General features: G+C 47.9%; 14 protein-coding genes and 1 riboswitch. Of the genes, 4 read left to right on the top strand and 10 right to left on the bottom strand.

Annotation, left to right across the window (positions count from 1 at the left end; genetic code table 11):
* Positions 1-28: 28 nt before the first annotated feature.
* Together AC15IQ_RS01595 and AC15IQ_RS01590 are read left to right on the top strand one after the other, a co-directional pair.
* Positions 29-1,168, top strand: a complete 1,140-nt coding sequence (locus tag AC15IQ_RS01595; protein WP_483176883.1) for an acyl-CoA dehydrogenase family protein — start codon at positions 29-31, stop codon at positions 1,166-1,168.
* Positions 1,169-1,319: 151 nt separating this feature from the next.
* Positions 1,320-1,490, top strand: a complete 171-nt coding sequence (locus AC15IQ_RS01590) for a hypothetical protein (RefSeq protein WP_483176882.1) — start codon at positions 1,320-1,322, stop codon at positions 1,488-1,490.
* Positions 1,491-1,594: 104 nt separating this feature from the next.
* On the opposite strand, the gene AC15IQ_RS01585 is transcribed toward AC15IQ_RS01590, so the two are convergent.
* The 8 genes from AC15IQ_RS01585 to AC15IQ_RS01550 all read right to left on the bottom strand — a co-directional run bounded on the left by AC15IQ_RS01585 (position 1,595) and on the right by AC15IQ_RS01550 (position 9,090).
* Positions 1,595-1,798: a hypothetical protein gene (locus tag AC15IQ_RS01585; protein ID WP_483176881.1), complete on the bottom strand. Its 204-nt coding sequence runs from the start codon at positions 1,796-1,798 to the stop codon at positions 1,595-1,597.
* A gap of 57 nt (positions 1,799-1,855) precedes the next feature.
* Positions 1,856-2,596, bottom strand: coding sequence for a hypothetical protein (locus AC15IQ_RS01580; protein ID WP_483176880.1), 741 nt, complete (start codon positions 2,594-2,596; stop codon positions 1,856-1,858).
* A 35-nt stretch (positions 2,597-2,631) separates the two neighbouring features.
* Complete coding sequence (locus AC15IQ_RS01575; RefSeq protein WP_483176878.1) at positions 2,632-3,360, bottom strand: hypothetical protein; 729 nt, start codon at positions 3,358-3,360, stop codon at positions 2,632-2,634.
* 84 nt (positions 3,361-3,444) lie between these two features.
* Entirely contained in the window at positions 3,445-4,548 is a 1,104-nt protein-coding gene (locus tag AC15IQ_RS01570) for an ABC transporter substrate-binding protein (RefSeq protein ID WP_483176877.1), read from the bottom strand.
* Positions 4,538-5,380: an ABC transporter ATP-binding protein gene (locus AC15IQ_RS01565; RefSeq protein ID WP_483176876.1), complete on the bottom strand. Its 843-nt coding sequence runs from the start codon at positions 5,378-5,380 to the stop codon at positions 4,538-4,540. The genes AC15IQ_RS01570 and AC15IQ_RS01565 overlap by 11 nt, the downstream gene beginning before the upstream one ends.
* A complete protein-coding gene (locus AC15IQ_RS01560) occupies positions 5,374-6,396 on the bottom strand; it encodes a FecCD family ABC transporter permease (protein WP_483176875.1) in 1,023 nt (340 codons plus the stop codon). Before AC15IQ_RS01560 ends, AC15IQ_RS01565 begins: the two co-directional genes overlap by 7 nt.
* Positions 6,397-6,411: 15 nt before the next feature.
* Complete coding sequence (locus AC15IQ_RS01555) at positions 6,412-7,002, bottom strand: Ig-like domain-containing domain (RefSeq protein ID WP_483176874.1); 591 nt, start codon at positions 7,000-7,002, stop codon at positions 6,412-6,414.
* 182 nt (positions 7,003-7,184) lie between these two features.
* Positions 7,185-7,301, bottom strand: a riboswitch (molybdenum cofactor riboswitch).
* A gap of 478 nt (positions 7,302-7,779) precedes the next feature.
* Positions 7,780-9,090, bottom strand: a complete 1,311-nt coding sequence (locus AC15IQ_RS01550; protein ID WP_483176873.1) for a S8 family peptidase — start codon at positions 9,088-9,090, stop codon at positions 7,780-7,782.
* A gap of 429 nt (positions 9,091-9,519) precedes the next feature.
* Between AC15IQ_RS01550 and AC15IQ_RS01545 the strand changes: the two genes are divergently transcribed.
* Entirely contained in the window at positions 9,520-9,951 is a 432-nt protein-coding gene (locus AC15IQ_RS01545; protein WP_483176872.1) for a universal stress protein, read from the top strand.
* A 508-nt stretch (positions 9,952-10,459) separates the two neighbouring features.
* Here the strand turns inward: AC15IQ_RS01545 and atpE are convergent.
* Both atpE and AC15IQ_RS01535 read right to left on the bottom strand, forming a co-directional pair.
* Entirely contained in the window at positions 10,460-10,684 is a 225-nt protein-coding gene (gene atpE / locus AC15IQ_RS01540) for an ATP synthase F0 subunit C (protein WP_483176870.1), read from the bottom strand.
* 131 nt (positions 10,685-10,815) lie between these two features.
* On the bottom strand, positions 10,816-11,133 hold the full coding sequence (locus tag AC15IQ_RS01535; protein ID WP_483176868.1) for a hypothetical protein: 318 nt from the start codon (positions 11,131-11,133) through the stop codon (positions 10,816-10,818).
* A gap of 400 nt (positions 11,134-11,533) precedes the next feature.
* Here AC15IQ_RS01535 and ligD point away from each other — a divergent pair, with 400 nt between their 5' ends.
* Complete coding sequence (gene ligD, locus AC15IQ_RS01530) at positions 11,534-14,005, top strand: DNA ligase D (protein ID WP_483176867.1); 2,472 nt, start codon at positions 11,534-11,536, stop codon at positions 14,003-14,005.
* The last annotated feature ends 10 nt before the right edge of the window (positions 14,006-14,015 follow it).

Genomic DNA, 14,015 nt, shown 5'->3' with positions numbered 1-14,015 from the left:
TATGATTTAAGATGAAAGAGGTGTTATTATGGATTTCAAGCTCACCGAAGAACAGGAACTTATCAAATCTAACATTCGCGAGTTCGCCTTGCAGTACGTTGAACCCGCAGCCGCAGAGATTGATGCCAACTGCCGTCAGCCTGTAGAGATATTTGAGAAGCTGGGAGAGCTGGGCATGATGGGTATTTCTTATCCCACCGAGTACGGCGGCGGCGGGGAGAAATTTGTGACCACCATGATGGTTACTGAAGAATTGGCCCGCTCCTGCGGAAGCACCGGATTCCTCCATTCATACAGCTATGGTCTGGTAGGACACCCCATCCTCACTTTTGGCAGCGAAGAACAGAAGCAGCAGTATATGCCCGGTCTGGCAGCAGGCAAGGTTATTGGTGCCTTTGCTCTGACTGAACCGGGTGCAGGCACTGATGTGAGTGCTGCCACCACCACAGCAGTAAAAAATGGCGATGAATACATACTAAACGGCACCAAGACTTTTATCACTAATGCCTTAATCGCCGATGTTTTCGTGGCCTTCGCCTATACCGACCGTGCTGCCGGTGCCAAGGGGATGACCGCCTTTTTGATTCCTAAGGGTACCCCGGGGCTAACCGTGAGCAAACATTTTGACAAGATGGGTGTCAGAGGTTCGCAGACCTCTGAAGTCGGCTTCAAGGATTGTGCCGTACCAGCCTCCTGCGTCCTGGGCAAAGAGGGCGAAGGTTTTAAAATCGCCATGAGCGCGCTGGATGTAGGCCGTATAGGCATAGCTGCCATGGCCACTGGTATGACCCAAGCTTGTCTGGATGAATCAGTGAGATACTCCAAGCTACGGGTGCAGTTCAACAAGCCTATCGCTAAACAGCAGGCCATTCAGTGGTTCATCGCCAATATGTCCACCGATGTCGATGCCTCGAGATTCCTATATATGTACGCGGCCTGGTTGAAGGACGAAGGCAAATCCTTTAGTCTGGCAGCTTCTAAGGCCAAGCTGTTCTGTTCAGAATGCGCCGGCCGACACACTTCCAAAGCGGTGCAGATCCAGGGTGGGTATGGTTTCATGACCGGGGCCAAGGTGGAGCGCCTCTACCGCGATGTCAAGCTGACCGAAATCGGTGAAGGCACTTCCGAAGCCCAGCGCATGATCATCGCTGGCGCGGCCTTGCGCTAATTATTAAACTGCAAGACAGAATTTCGCTCTTCGAGGTGCGGTTTTGAAGTTTGGAACCGCACCTTCTTTAATGCAAGTAATAACCAGATAACCAAGGCGGAAGCAGCCTCCCCTGGCCTCACTCCTAAGCTAGGGATAGCAGGTGGTCGTATTGCGCGGGCCGCACCTGGTGCTGCCAATTAAGATGGGTTTTAAGGTCTTTGGCAGCGATTATTCCGCTGCCATGCTGAAGATGTGCCAGCAAAGACTGATGCAGGGTTTGATATGGCCCCCCGATAACCGGCAAAAATCTTGGCGGCTTATTATGGTAGCTGAGAAATGAAGTCGGGGTTAACAACTATAAGCTGCGGAAAAATCGCTTCTAATCATCACAAGACGCAATTCGCTGGGAGAGCCGTACCTCTAACTGAAGCATCGAGCCTATAACTACGTCGGCAACAAACAAGAAAAAGACTTCACGGTCCATCTCCGATAACGGCAATTATAACAGGACACCGCCTCATCGGCTGTCTGTTCGTCTTCGTCATCCGGTTCGAATCCAGAGCACTGCTCGGCAATGCGGGCAGCCGCCTCCCAGTCCGTCTTTCCGCCCGTAAACTCACGTTCATCCTTGTTTTTTGCCAGCCACATCAGTGAATCATCTCCAGTTCAGGCATAAAAAGTCGTAGCATTATGTTAAGATTGCCCTTAAAACATGCGCAGCATGTGGGTGGTACTGGTCTGCCATTTAGGGTTTTCCAGGTCAGTGGGAAAAACCATCAGGGTATAGAGGTTATCGAGCAAAACCACCTTTACCTTTTCTCCCATGCGCACCGTTTCGTCGTCTTCCAGCCTCACCAAATCCATGCTCTTGACCTGTTGGACATAGGTTTTATCTATTATCTCCTTAACTGTGGCTACATAATATTCTTCATGACCCAGCTTCAGTTTGCCTCTAAATTGCCCATCATTGCCGGTCAAGCGCAGCCCTGCAGCTGCCAGTGCTCCGATTACGCCCCTCCCGTCGCCGCTCAGTTCAAATAAATATATACCCGGGCATTGTGCCAACTGCATACACTCTTCCTTGCTGACCTGTTCCTCTTTGACCCGATAGGCATAGCTGATCAAGTCATCGCGGTTGACCATCCTTTCAGGAACCACTACAGCCAGTCCGGCATTACAGCCCGAAGCCACATTGGATTTTATCATAGTGCAGGCATAAGTTATAAAAGGATTCAAGTATTGCTCATCGATGTCAGCTGAAAAGCTACGGGCGGTATTGTGCTTTTTATAACCGATGACAGGGTTGGGATAAAGCCGGTGACGACTGGGTATCTTGCTTTTGCCCCAGCCCTTATCCTCTATAGCCCTGGTCAACAAGGAGGCGGTTTCTCCAGCCTTGTAGCCGTCGAGTTGCCGGGAGTCATCAATCCCTACAAATATTTCCAAGTTTCCATATACCTCCGCTCTGCCAAAACTTGCCTTTAATACGCCTGCAGGTGTTTATTGGTGCAGGTATGCCAAGCATTGTTTTTTCGATACACCAACAGCTTGCGTTTGCCATCCAGCAAAACTGTTTTTATCTTGTCACCGATAATAATGATATCGTCAGGCCTCAAAGTCTGCCCCTCTATGGACTGTACTTCATCAATTTCGGTATTCTCAATTACCTCCCCTATTGCCATGGGTTCTCCGCTCTCTTTAAGCTGCATTTTCCCTTGAAATCTGCCATCGTTTCCGGTCATCCGGAGAGCGACTCCGGCCAGTGCACCTATTATCCCCAGTCCGGTGCCCCCATGCTCGGACAGATGAATACCACAATATTCTGCTGTCTGATAGGCTTCTTGCTTGGATACAATTTCTTTTTTGGCCTTAATGCCGAAAGCAATTAAGCGCTCAACATCCTTAATCTGTGTACTCACAGCTACACAAAGTCCCGGATCAGAACCCGGTGCGCTGGTATTCTCCAAAAATTCCGCTGCACATCGGATGAGATCTTGTACATCAACCGGACTGTGCTCCAAAACAAAGCACATCGAACTGTTATGAGAGGTGTATGGTATGTCTGGGTGTAATAGCAATTGATGCCGGGTTACTGGCTGGCACTCCCCCCAGCCCTTATCCTTAATAATTTTACGCAGGGCATTGGCTGATTGGCCGGTGGCCCCAATATCAACACTGTCAGTATCATCTATGGCAATATAAATAGTCATTTCTTTATCTCCTTTGCCTGATAGCACCTTATTGTTCCTACATTGCGGTGCTTGGGGTTAACACCTGTAGATGCCAGCTTTGCTTTAGTGTCTCCTGGCATCTACTCCTCCTACAATTTTCTTGAAATCTTTTCCTTCCATGATTCTTTGCACTTCATCCTCACTCAAATCGTAATTAAAGAACTGCTTGTAAAAGGACTTTGTCTCCTCTAGCATATCTATATCCGTAAACCGGTCAGGATATATGGTTTTAGCAGTCCACAGTATGGCCAAGGGTGTCTCTATTGAGTACGGATGCCCCCATCTTGAAACACCTAACGGCATCAGAATAATGTTCCCTTTTTGATATGCGGTTAGATGGTGCAGTTTTTCCGAAGCCTCAATATAGTTTTTTACATCAACTCCATTGATGATGATGTATTCTGGGTCTAAAAAAGATAGCTGTTCTAATGATATGAAGTTCTTCTGGGCAGCGTCACCGCTGCTTACCCCAACGTTCTTGACACCGGTCAAGGGCAGCCAATTGGCGGGCAAAGAATCCTTGGTATCGGTGCGCAGCAGTTCGTTGATGGCATGGTAAACGGTCTTCTTGCTACTATCGGGTATATCCTGGACTCTTTGCGAGACCAGTTCGATTATGTGATTATAGTAATCGTTATAAGCCTGTGCCTTCTCCTCCCGGCCCATTATCTGCCCCAAAAGCGAAATGGCGTATTGCTGCTCTTGCATGGTTTTAAAGCTAATAGCCACGACCGGGATACCAAACTTTTCAATTTTCTCCATCATCTTGGCGTCTTGAACTATATCAGTATAACAGAAGACTACTTCCGGGACAGGGTCTTTGAACAATTCTTCAATGTTGAAATTTCCATTGCCCTTGGGAGTTCGGGCTTGTTCAATCTCCGGATAAATGTTTAAAAACATATAGTCCCTTTTGTTGCCTTCAGAGACAGCCACGATTTTATTGCTGTCTCCCAGCATAGCTATCATATGCGCGGATACCGCAAAAAGACAGGCTATCCGGTCAGGGTTTTGGGGTACCTCAACCTCTCGGCCCACACAATCGATGACTTTTATGTAAGTATGCTGGGGGGAGGTGGTCATAACTGGCTTGCTACTCGAGCATCCAGAGACTAACACCAGGTTAACCAAGATCAATAGCATGGCAATGATTTTATTAGCATTCATTCCATTGTCCTCCGTCACTAAAATCTAAAGGGATCATATAATTAAGCACAGTATCCTTTTCGAGATTCTTAAAGACCTTGGTTCTAATTTTGAAGATCCTGCTCATATTATCTTCATTTAACACCTCGCCGGGCCTGCCTATGGCACCGAAACGGCCATTTTCCATCATCGCCACGGTGGTCTTTACCCCCTGGCTTTCCAGGTAAAAGGCATGGTTGGGAAAATGAGTTGCCATGACCATGGACATCGTGTTATTGCTATCTTTGATAAGCTTGGTCATATACTTGATCACATTCAGTTCATGTCGAAAATCAAGGTGGGCGGTAGGTTCGTCGAAGACAATCAAATTGGTCTGCTGAGCCAACGCTCGAGCCAGTTTAACCAGTTGTACCTCTCCGCCGCTGAGGTTATTGAAAACTCTATCTTTAAATCCGTACATACCGACTTTCTTGAGGCAGTCCAGGGCAACAACAATGTCATCTTCTCCTGGGGAATCGAACATATTGGTATGAACAGTCCTGCCCATTAATACCATTTCCAAGACCGTGTAGCCGAAAGTGTGCTCATGTTTTTGAGGTACATAGGCCACGGATTTAGCTACTTCCTCGATCTTCATATCCGATATGCTTCTGCCTTCAATGAAGATTTGTCCTTTTTCCACTCGGTTAAGGCCCAGAATGCAGTCAAGCATGGTGGTTTTTCCACAGCCGTTAGGTCCAAAGATACACATTATTTCACCCGGGCCTATGGAAAAACTGATACCATCTAATATCTTCCTGTTGTTATCATAGGCAAAATACAGGTCTTGGACCTCAAGCACAGCAGCTACCATCCTCCACCCCCCTTGGTCTTTTTTAGCAGGTAAATGTAAAAAGGCCCGCCTACAAGAGCGGTCAGCACCCCCAGGGGGATCTCGCCTTCAGTCAGGGAGCGGCAGATATTGTCTACAATCAATAAGAAGCTCCCGCCCAGGGCTATGCACAGCGGCAGCAGAATGCGATTGTCATTTCCCACTATCATTCTGCCGATATGAGGAATGACCAATCCTATCCAGCCAATAATACCGCTCATGCATACTGCCCCTGCGGTAGCCAAAGAGGTGCAGGCAATGATGATATTTCTGCATAGAGCAGTATTGACTCCCAATGTTTTTGCCTCCCGTTCTCCTATAGATAACAGATTGATTCGCCACCTTATCAGCATAATACCGGTTACACCTATTAGTATTGGAACTAAGGCTATAGCCAGATCATGGTAATTTGCCCGGGAGAGACTTCCCATCAGCCAGAAGGTAATGGCGGGAAGCTGTTCATAAGGGTCAGCCACATATTTGGTGAAAGATATCAGGGCTGCAAATATTGCCGAAATTATTACCCCACCCAGAACTAGAGTAACGGTGGGAGCAGTCTTATATATCTTTCCAGTGACATAACTTAAAACAACAGCTAATATGCCGAAAGCAAAGGCCAAAATATAAGTAAATAAAATGTTGTCAAACAATATGATAGCCAGACAGGCACCAAAACCAGCCCCGGAACTGACACCCAGGAGTCCAGAATCCACTAAGGGGTTTCTGAATACACCCTGCAGCGCCCCGCCGCTGACCGCCAAAGCGCCACCCACTGTCAGTGCCATAAGAGCCCTGGGCATACGCATATCCCATACTACAGCATGTTTTATGGAAGAAACCCCCGGGGTGGTTGAATTTATCCCTGACTGAAGAATTGTCACCACCTCGGTCAGCGAAAGGGGATATCGTCCTATGAATAAGGAGACAAAGACCAGCACCACAGGTATACATATGCAGGCGCTAAATAATAGTTTTTTGCTAATTTTGTTGCTTTTCATCGATTATGCCGTGTCTTAGCGCTTTCTCTTCAGTAAGAACCAACCCAGAACCAATACCACTACCAACCCTGTCACTGGCCAAAGATATTTATTTGCGATACTGCTCTCGGTTTGACTCGTTCCGGGCAGAGTTGTAGCCTGATTTGATTCATATCCTATGGTTGAAAAAGTAATAGTTTGCGGCTTCTCCAAGGTTTGGCCGTTCTTGCAGGTCAGGTTTTCACTGATGGTCAGAGTGTACAGCCTGGATTCACTTAGAGGGTTGACCGGTGCAATAACGATGTCGTTTCTCTTATCTCTCTCCAACTGGTCATCTGCCATAATGACATTCAAAGCTATATTGTTTCCCAGGTTATCAACCATTGAAAAACAAGACTGATTGTTTTCTTTAACAGTTATGTTGGTGACATTCTTAGAAAACTTCAGCTGTATCTGACTATCAGGCAGCACATCATGGGCGCCGTCAGGAATCGATGAGGAAACCAGTGCAAATGCGGATGATGCCCCACTTCCACTCCCACCTGCCTCTGCTGCTGATGCCATCCCCACTCCCAGGATTAACACGCCAAGCAAAGCTATGGCTACGCTTAACAACCACCTCTGCATAGTTTCAGCCCCCTTCTTTCTCCTCGGTCTACGCATGTATTTCAAGTGCACTAATCTCATACTGCGCTCCTGCTGCACGGAAAAACCCGGCAGCAGGAGCTGCCGGGTTTAGTGTCTACCTAATAGCATCCCAAAACCTGATCATAATAGTGCAATGACAAAAACAGCACCCTGTGATCGCGGTTTCGATTCAGCCCACTCCTTTCCAACGGGAGGCAGACCCGTTTCCAGACCTACCCTATCGTCCTGAGAACCTTGGTTGGCACTTTAGGCTCAAAGGATCGGAGTATATTCACTTATCAATTTACATTATTCAACAATGTTGCCATAAATCCTGCACCAAAATGGTCCATCAAACAAAATTTCTACTTTTTTCGGGATGGGTAATAGGAATTTCGCTAGTCTAATCATAAGAACATGGTAAATTTGTTGTTAAATCTTAGGCTATTGCCGCTTTCAACATAAGTCTGCATCGACATGCTGGAAATATTACACCGGGGCCTTGCTGTAATTGCTGGAGGCGGAGGGGGTTGACAATAGAATAAAGCAGGCAGGCAGTCACAAGCAACAATGAAAGTTAAATGGTGTTTGTAGGAGCCAATCAACAACGGTAATGTTTAAGAGGGAGCTTCCTGAGAATGGTTTTGTTAATAATAAAGGGGCCTGTCAAGGCCCCTTTGGCATCTGCTTTCAAGGTTTCTTAAATGCGCTGATCGGTTTTGGTGTTGAAACCGCGGAGGGAAATAAGCAATTTGCCAATCATCATTATCGGCCCAGCTACGGCTTTCTCACCGCTTTTTCGGCATCGCAGTAGCCTTTTCCCTGATCATACTGCGACAGATTCCAGTTCTCTGCCGTCTCCAGCAAGTGCTTTTTAACCTCATCGGGGCTGAGTTGGGGGTGGGACTGCAGAATAAGGGCTACGATGCCAGCGCAGATGGGAGTTGCCATGGAAGTGCCGGACAGGTTGAAATAGTCATTATCGACTCGGGCGGTCTTGTTCTGTTTGTCGAGAAAGGAGTTGGGTGAGCGCAGGGAGATGATATTCACCCCCGGGCTCAACACATCCGGCTTCACCAGCCCGTCAACAGTAGGTCCCCGGCTGGAAAAAGCGGCTATTTGGTCATCAACTCGACTCACCGTGTCTTTGTCATCCATAGCCCCAACGGTTATCACTTTTGGGCTTATACCGGGACTGGAAATGCTTTTCTCATCTGGTCCTTCATTTCCGGCGGCAACTACCACCACCATGCCCAGATCCCAAGCCTTTTCCACGATTTTTACCATAGGATCGTCACTGGCTGATGTGACTGCACTGCTGCCTAGCGACATGGTAATAATATTGATATTGTATCTATCCTTATTGTCGATACACCATTGCACACCTTCCATAACTCCAGAAAGTGAGCCAGAACCCGTTTTGGTGAGCACTTTCACTCCAACCAGCTCGGCTTCCGGGGCTAATCCCTTATACTTGCCATTGGATGCGGCCCCGTTACCGGCAGCATCTCCGGCACAATGAGTGCCATGGCCATTGTCATCATAAGGCGCCGTTTTGCTGCTGGTCACATCTTTAAAGGCCTTGATCCTTCCGGCCAAGTCTTGGTGTTCATAGATCCCGGTGTCGATAACCGCTATGGTGATGCCCTTGCCAGTCAATTCAGTGACTGCGGATGCGGTTGCTCTGACCGCCCCACGGGCAACGTTAAGAAGGGTGTGAATTTCCCGGTCCATATAGATTTTCTTAATAGATGGGGTGCTATCCAGCAATTTCTCCAGAGCGGCGGGGGTTAGTACTGCAGAACAACTGTAGACACTGGGGAAGTGCTTTTTGATCTGGGATCGAAATTGTTTAGCAATTAAGGTGTCCGCATTTTTTACCTGGCTCTTAAATTCCCCTTGATCATGGTGAAATTCAATAATCACCGCATATTTTTTGGTTTTTCTAAATAACTTTTCCAGACTGGAATGCAGGAAACAGGGGACCCGACGGAAGGGGTGATAGAGACCGACCATAGCGTTGCGGAGTTCTTTGTCCATTTTGTGGGGATGGCGGCGTACCATTTTGATCATCGATGGACTGAGCACAGTAAGTTCCTCCATTAGCGTTTATCTAAGCTATCATATGAGAGGAATTAGCAGATGGTACCTTAAGGGAAGGGACGGCTATAATTTGGCGGTGTTATCAATATCAGGTGGGATTGCCAAGCCGTTTGCACTAAATAGACCCCATCAAAGCAGACTACCAAAGTGAAGCCGCTCCGGCAGTGGAGGCCGATTCTTCAACATCAGGAAGTAAAAGCCGCTGGTGCTGCCTGCTCCAGAAACCGATAACATTCGTAGCAGTGGCCATGCCCGATGGCATTGAGCAAATGGCCTATTCAGGCGGGCAAAAGTATAGTAATTTAAAGGCAGAGATACATAGTAGCAACCATGTCAGTCCGGGATATGCTTCATCATTAGACCACATAGTATGAGAGTGAACAGGGTATAAAACATCGAAAGGAATGAAGCCAGTTGTTTAACAAATTATTAGTAGCAGTAGATGGATCCAAGAGTTCGCAGGGGGCCATTGAACTGGCTAAAAACCTGGCCAAATGTGGAATGGCTGCATCTGTCACCTTGATAAGTGTTGACCAGGCGCAATCGTTGCCTTTGCGGGTCATGGATTTCATGGTGGCTGATGCCAACAAGCTAGAACCGCTAGCCAATATGGTGGTCGAAAATGCCCAGGCCAGTCTGGAAAGGGGGGGCGTTGCAGTTGATACAGTTGTAGTCTGCGGCGACCCGGGTGTGCAGATTTTGGAGTATGCTAAGGCGCATCAGTATGATTGCATCCTGATGGGCAGCCGGGGACTTTCAGTGGCTAAAGAGATGGTGCTGGGGAGCGTAAGCCACAGAGTGCTGCATAATGCGCACTGCCCGGTACTTATTTATCGTGATTATTAGATGGGGTTAAGCGTAATCAGCTCCGAGCATATCTGTTTAACAGTCAGTATTAAATTTATAACCCTCTATGAATGCACATTAAGGCTTGATACATCATATTATAGGAATTAGAAGACCGAGTACGCTTGTTAAAAACATAACAATGCCGGGTGAGGTGATGTTACCAGAGCGACAGCTCCGAAAAGAGGTAAAAAACCTAATAATACCTGAGTGGGTTATAACAAAATACTTATGATATCAGTTATCGGTGCACAAAATTATATCAGCCTGAATAGAATATCAGAGACCAATTGAGCTTGTTAAATCTGTAACACTCAAATTAGGACAATGGAATCGCTGACGATTTATAGCTGCAATTACTATGGTCAAAACCTTATGCTATTGTTCTCCCAGAGGTTAGATGGTCCCCATTCCCTCGACCTCTCGGCAGAATCCTGTCAGGCGCGCGGGTCTCCAGTTGCTTGACCCCGCCTGATAGGGAAAAGTAAATACTAGACTACCATTTATATTAATTCATTTTTTCCACCAGCATCAGCGCTATCAACAGACCGTAAATGGTCAGTGTTTCGATAAATGCCAAGGAGACGAATAATAGCTTTCTAACTTCTTCGCGGATTTTAGGCATCCGGGCTATTGATTCGAAGGATTTGCCACCCAGCAAACCCATACCAATACCGCCGCCGATGCCAGCGATGGATACTGCCAGACCAGCGCTCAAAGCAAACAATTCCATAGGATTTCCCCTCCTTCCATTCGACAGTGCACAGTTCCGCCAGGCTTCGTTGAGGGGAATGATAAAGCGGCTTGACTATAGCGACTCAAAAGTATTTGCCATCAGCCGTCAATAAAACAACTATGCGAAGTTCAAATTATGGGTCTTTGCCCATCGCTGTCGACAAAGGAATACGCTGTGAAAGACTTGGGGTTATTCACCAGCTGAGCTAAGGTTAACGGTTGGTGTGCTGGCAAAGCTTGGGTGTCATCAAATAAACTATATGCCACTTTCCATTTTTGCCGCTCGTCGGCTCTTTTTTTCTGATAGTATTTTCTTATGACTTCCTGCCGTTGTCGGGCTACCTGCTCGGCGATAATGGTTCCTATATAGAGAGCAATATAGATTCCGCCTTTGATCAGGTAATAAACAAACACATAAAACAGAAAATGCTGTTGTAATTCAGTCATGCTAACACCTCCCTTCGCTACATTTTCAATCCCTCCATCTCGTTAAGGTATCTTGATGCTCCAATCTTCCGAAAACCGGTCACAACCACACCCGCCTGCAACAAATCCTCGACCTGGTCTCCTTCCATAAACTGCCTGAAAGCGACATTTCCGTATCATATTATATTAGCCGTGCATGACAAGGGTTACCGTTCAGGTGAAAAATAAGTTAACTGGATTTTATCGCGTTGTTTCCCTTGAAATCGGACAGCATATGAATACAATCACCTTGGCGGTGATATTTGATGCTGGCAATTTGGGAGAAACACCCAAAGGAAGATAAGGTCGGATAGCAACCGCGGTTTTCCGAGCCTGGAGATAAACCTGATCACCAGTTAATAGCAGCAAAAGAGGGAACCTCATGAAAAAATCCGTCGACCCGCTTTCACCGTATAAGCGGAAAAGAAACTTTGCAAATACTCCGGAGCCTGAAGGTGATGCTGATAGGGAAAATTCCAGGCTGTCCTTTGTGATCCAAAAACATGATGCCCGCAGTCACCACTATGACTTTCGCCTGGAGCTTAATGGGGTTTTAATAAGTTGGGCGGTTCCCAAAGGTCCCAGCCTGGATCCCGCACAAAAGCGCCTGGCGGTGAGGACTGAGGATCATCCTGTGGATTATACCCAGTTTGAAGGCATCATTCCGTTCGGACAGTATGGTGCCGGGAGTATGATAATCTGGGACAGGGGTGTATGGGAGCCAGTGGGGGATCCGTTTAAGAGCTTGGCTGCCGGAAATTTGAAATTCCGCCTGAGTGGTGAGAAGCTTAACGGGGCTTGGGCTCTGGTGCGCATTAAAGAAAAAACGGAAGTAAAACAAGAAAGCTGGCTGCTCATAAAGGAAAAGGACAATTTCGCCGAGCCGAATTCCGGGGAAGATGTGGTTGACAGGCTGCCTGGGAGTGTGCTGACTCAAAGCGAAGCTCCATTAATACCCGCCGGGGCTAAAACCGGCCCAGTCCCGTCAGTTCTTGCGCCGCAATTGGCAACTCTGGTGGAGGAAATCCCATCAGATAATAATTGGAGTTATGAGATAAAGTTCGATGGCTATCGTATTCTGGCCCACTTTGATGAAGGCAGGGTGGCTTTATATACACGCAATGGCAACAATTGGACTGAAAAGTTGTCAGGCCTGGCAGCAGCTCTCAGAGGGCTCAAGATCGAACCGGGGTGGCTGGATGGTGAGATCGTCATGCTTAGGGCAGACGGCACCCCTGACTTTGCCGCTCTGCAAAATGCCTTCGATTCCTCCCGGGTCGGTGACATCCGCTATTTTGTGTTCGACCTGCCTTTTTATAACGGCTTTGACCTCCGCCAATCAGCCCTGTCTGAGCGGCGTGAGCTGTTAAAAAAAGTCCTGGCTCTATCCACTAGTCCGTTGATAAAATTCAGCGATGCATTTGAAGGCAGCGGCAGCGAGATATTTAAAAGCGCCTGTAAGATGGGCTTGGAGGGGATAATTGGCAAACGTCGTGATTCCACTTATGTTTCCGCCCGGTCAGCGAACTGGGTCAAGCTAAAATGCGATCACCGCCAGGAGTTTGTGGTGGTAGGATATACCGACTCCAAGGATCCCGGTCGGGCTATTGGCTCGCTGATTCTAGGGGTTCATGATGAGGAGGGGAAGCTGCGCTATGCTGGAAAGGCAGGAACGGGGTTCGACCATAAGACTATGCGTATGCTAAAAGATAAACTATCCAGTCTGGCAACTGACCAGACCGCGTTGCATGAGAAACCGAAAGATGTTAAAGGACATTGGGTCAGGCCGGAACTGGTGGCAGAGGTTTCTTTCGCTGAATGGACTCCCGACGGCAGGCTGCGGCAGGCCGTATACCGCGGATTGCGCCAGGACATAGCGGCAAAATCGATCACTCGTGAAGCAGCCGGGCCCTTGCCGCGCTCCAGGAGCAAAGCAGGCAGAGCTTCTGTTGAACCTAAACCAATCTCTTCCAGCACCGCTGATCACAAAATTACTAATCCGGAACGAGTGGTAGACCCCAGTACTGGCCTGAAGAAACAGGATCTGGTGGAGTATTATCAAATGGTATCAAAATGGATACTGCCTCACCTAAAGAATCGTCCGGTATCCTTCTTGCGTGCACCGTCAGGGGTGGAAGGGCAGTTATTCTTCCAGAAGCATGCCGATACCATGCACATCCCCGAACTGAAGCGCCTGGATCTGGAGCTGGATCCCGGGCATAAGGCCATGATTGAGGTAGACTCGGTGAAAGCCCTGTTCGGAGCCGTACAGATGAATGTCATCGAATTTCATACCTGGAACGCCACTACCAGTAAGATCGACCAGCCAGACCGAATGATTTTGGATCTGGATCCCGGAGAGGGAGTCGGTTGGCCTACCATGCAAGAAGCTGCTGAACTTACCCGCACCTTGCTGGAAGAATTGGGTTTACGCAGTTTTTTAAAGACTAGCGGCGGCAAAGGGCTGCACATTGTGGTGCCGTTATCTCCACGCCACGACTGGGAGGCAGTCAGGGATTTTGCCAGAGCCGTATCGCAACATCTAGCCGCGGTTCTGCCTGATCGCTTCGCTTCCCTGAGCGGTCCGCGCAACCGTATAGGCAAAATATTCGTGGATTATATTCGCAACAGCCGCGGTGCAACGACAGTGGCTGCCTTCTCAGCTAGGGCGCGGCCAGGCCTGGGAGTATCATTGCCTTGCTCCTGGGAGGAACTCCCCATGTTAAGCGGAGGGGCGCATTGGACCATTGCCAACCTCAGCCAGCGGCTGAAATCAGGCATAGATCCATGGGAAGAATATCCCCGCTGCAAGCAGACCTTAAGTGCCAAAGCAAAAAAAATGCTAAAACTATGATGTCAACTTG

Origin of the sequence: Syntrophomonas sp. DTU019 (assembly GCA_913757435.1) — a bacterium.
Taxonomy (GTDB): Bacteria; Bacillota; Syntrophomonadia; order Syntrophomonadales; family Syntrophomonadaceae; genus DTU019.
Note: the sequence above shows the minus strand (reverse complement) of the source record. Positions and strands in the feature narration are given on the sequence as shown.

Coding starts and splice junctions, on each gene's coding strand:
- AC15IQ_RS01535 (WP_483176868.1), bottom strand. CDS start 11,133: ATGACTGAATTACAACAGCATTTTCTGTTTTATGTGTTTGTTTATTAC.
- ligD (WP_483176867.1), top strand. CDS start 11,534: ATGAAAAAATCCGTCGACCCGCTTTCACCGTATAAGCGGAAAAGAAAC.
- AC15IQ_RS01570 (WP_483176877.1), bottom strand. CDS start 4,548: ATGAATGCTAATAAAATCATTGCCATGCTATTGATCTTGGTTAACCTG.
- AC15IQ_RS01585 (WP_483176881.1), bottom strand. CDS start 1,798: ATGTGGCTGGCAAAAAACAAGGATGAACGTGAGTTTACGGGCGGAAAG.
- AC15IQ_RS01595 (WP_483176883.1), top strand. CDS start 29: ATGGATTTCAAGCTCACCGAAGAACAGGAACTTATCAAATCTAACATT.
- AC15IQ_RS01565 (WP_483176876.1), bottom strand. CDS start 5,380: ATGGTAGCTGCTGTGCTTGAGGTCCAAGACCTGTATTTTGCCTATGAT.
- AC15IQ_RS01560 (WP_483176875.1), bottom strand. CDS start 6,396: ATGAAAAGCAACAAAATTAGCAAAAAACTATTATTTAGCGCCTGCATA.
- AC15IQ_RS01575 (WP_483176878.1), bottom strand. CDS start 3,360: ATGACTATTTATATTGCCATAGATGATACTGACAGTGTTGATATTGGG.
- atpE (WP_483176870.1), bottom strand. CDS start 10,684: ATGGAATTGTTTGCTTTGAGCGCTGGTCTGGCAGTATCCATCGCTGGC.
- AC15IQ_RS01555 (WP_483176874.1), bottom strand. CDS start 7,002: ATGCAGAGGTGGTTGTTAAGCGTAGCCATAGCTTTGCTTGGCGTGTTA.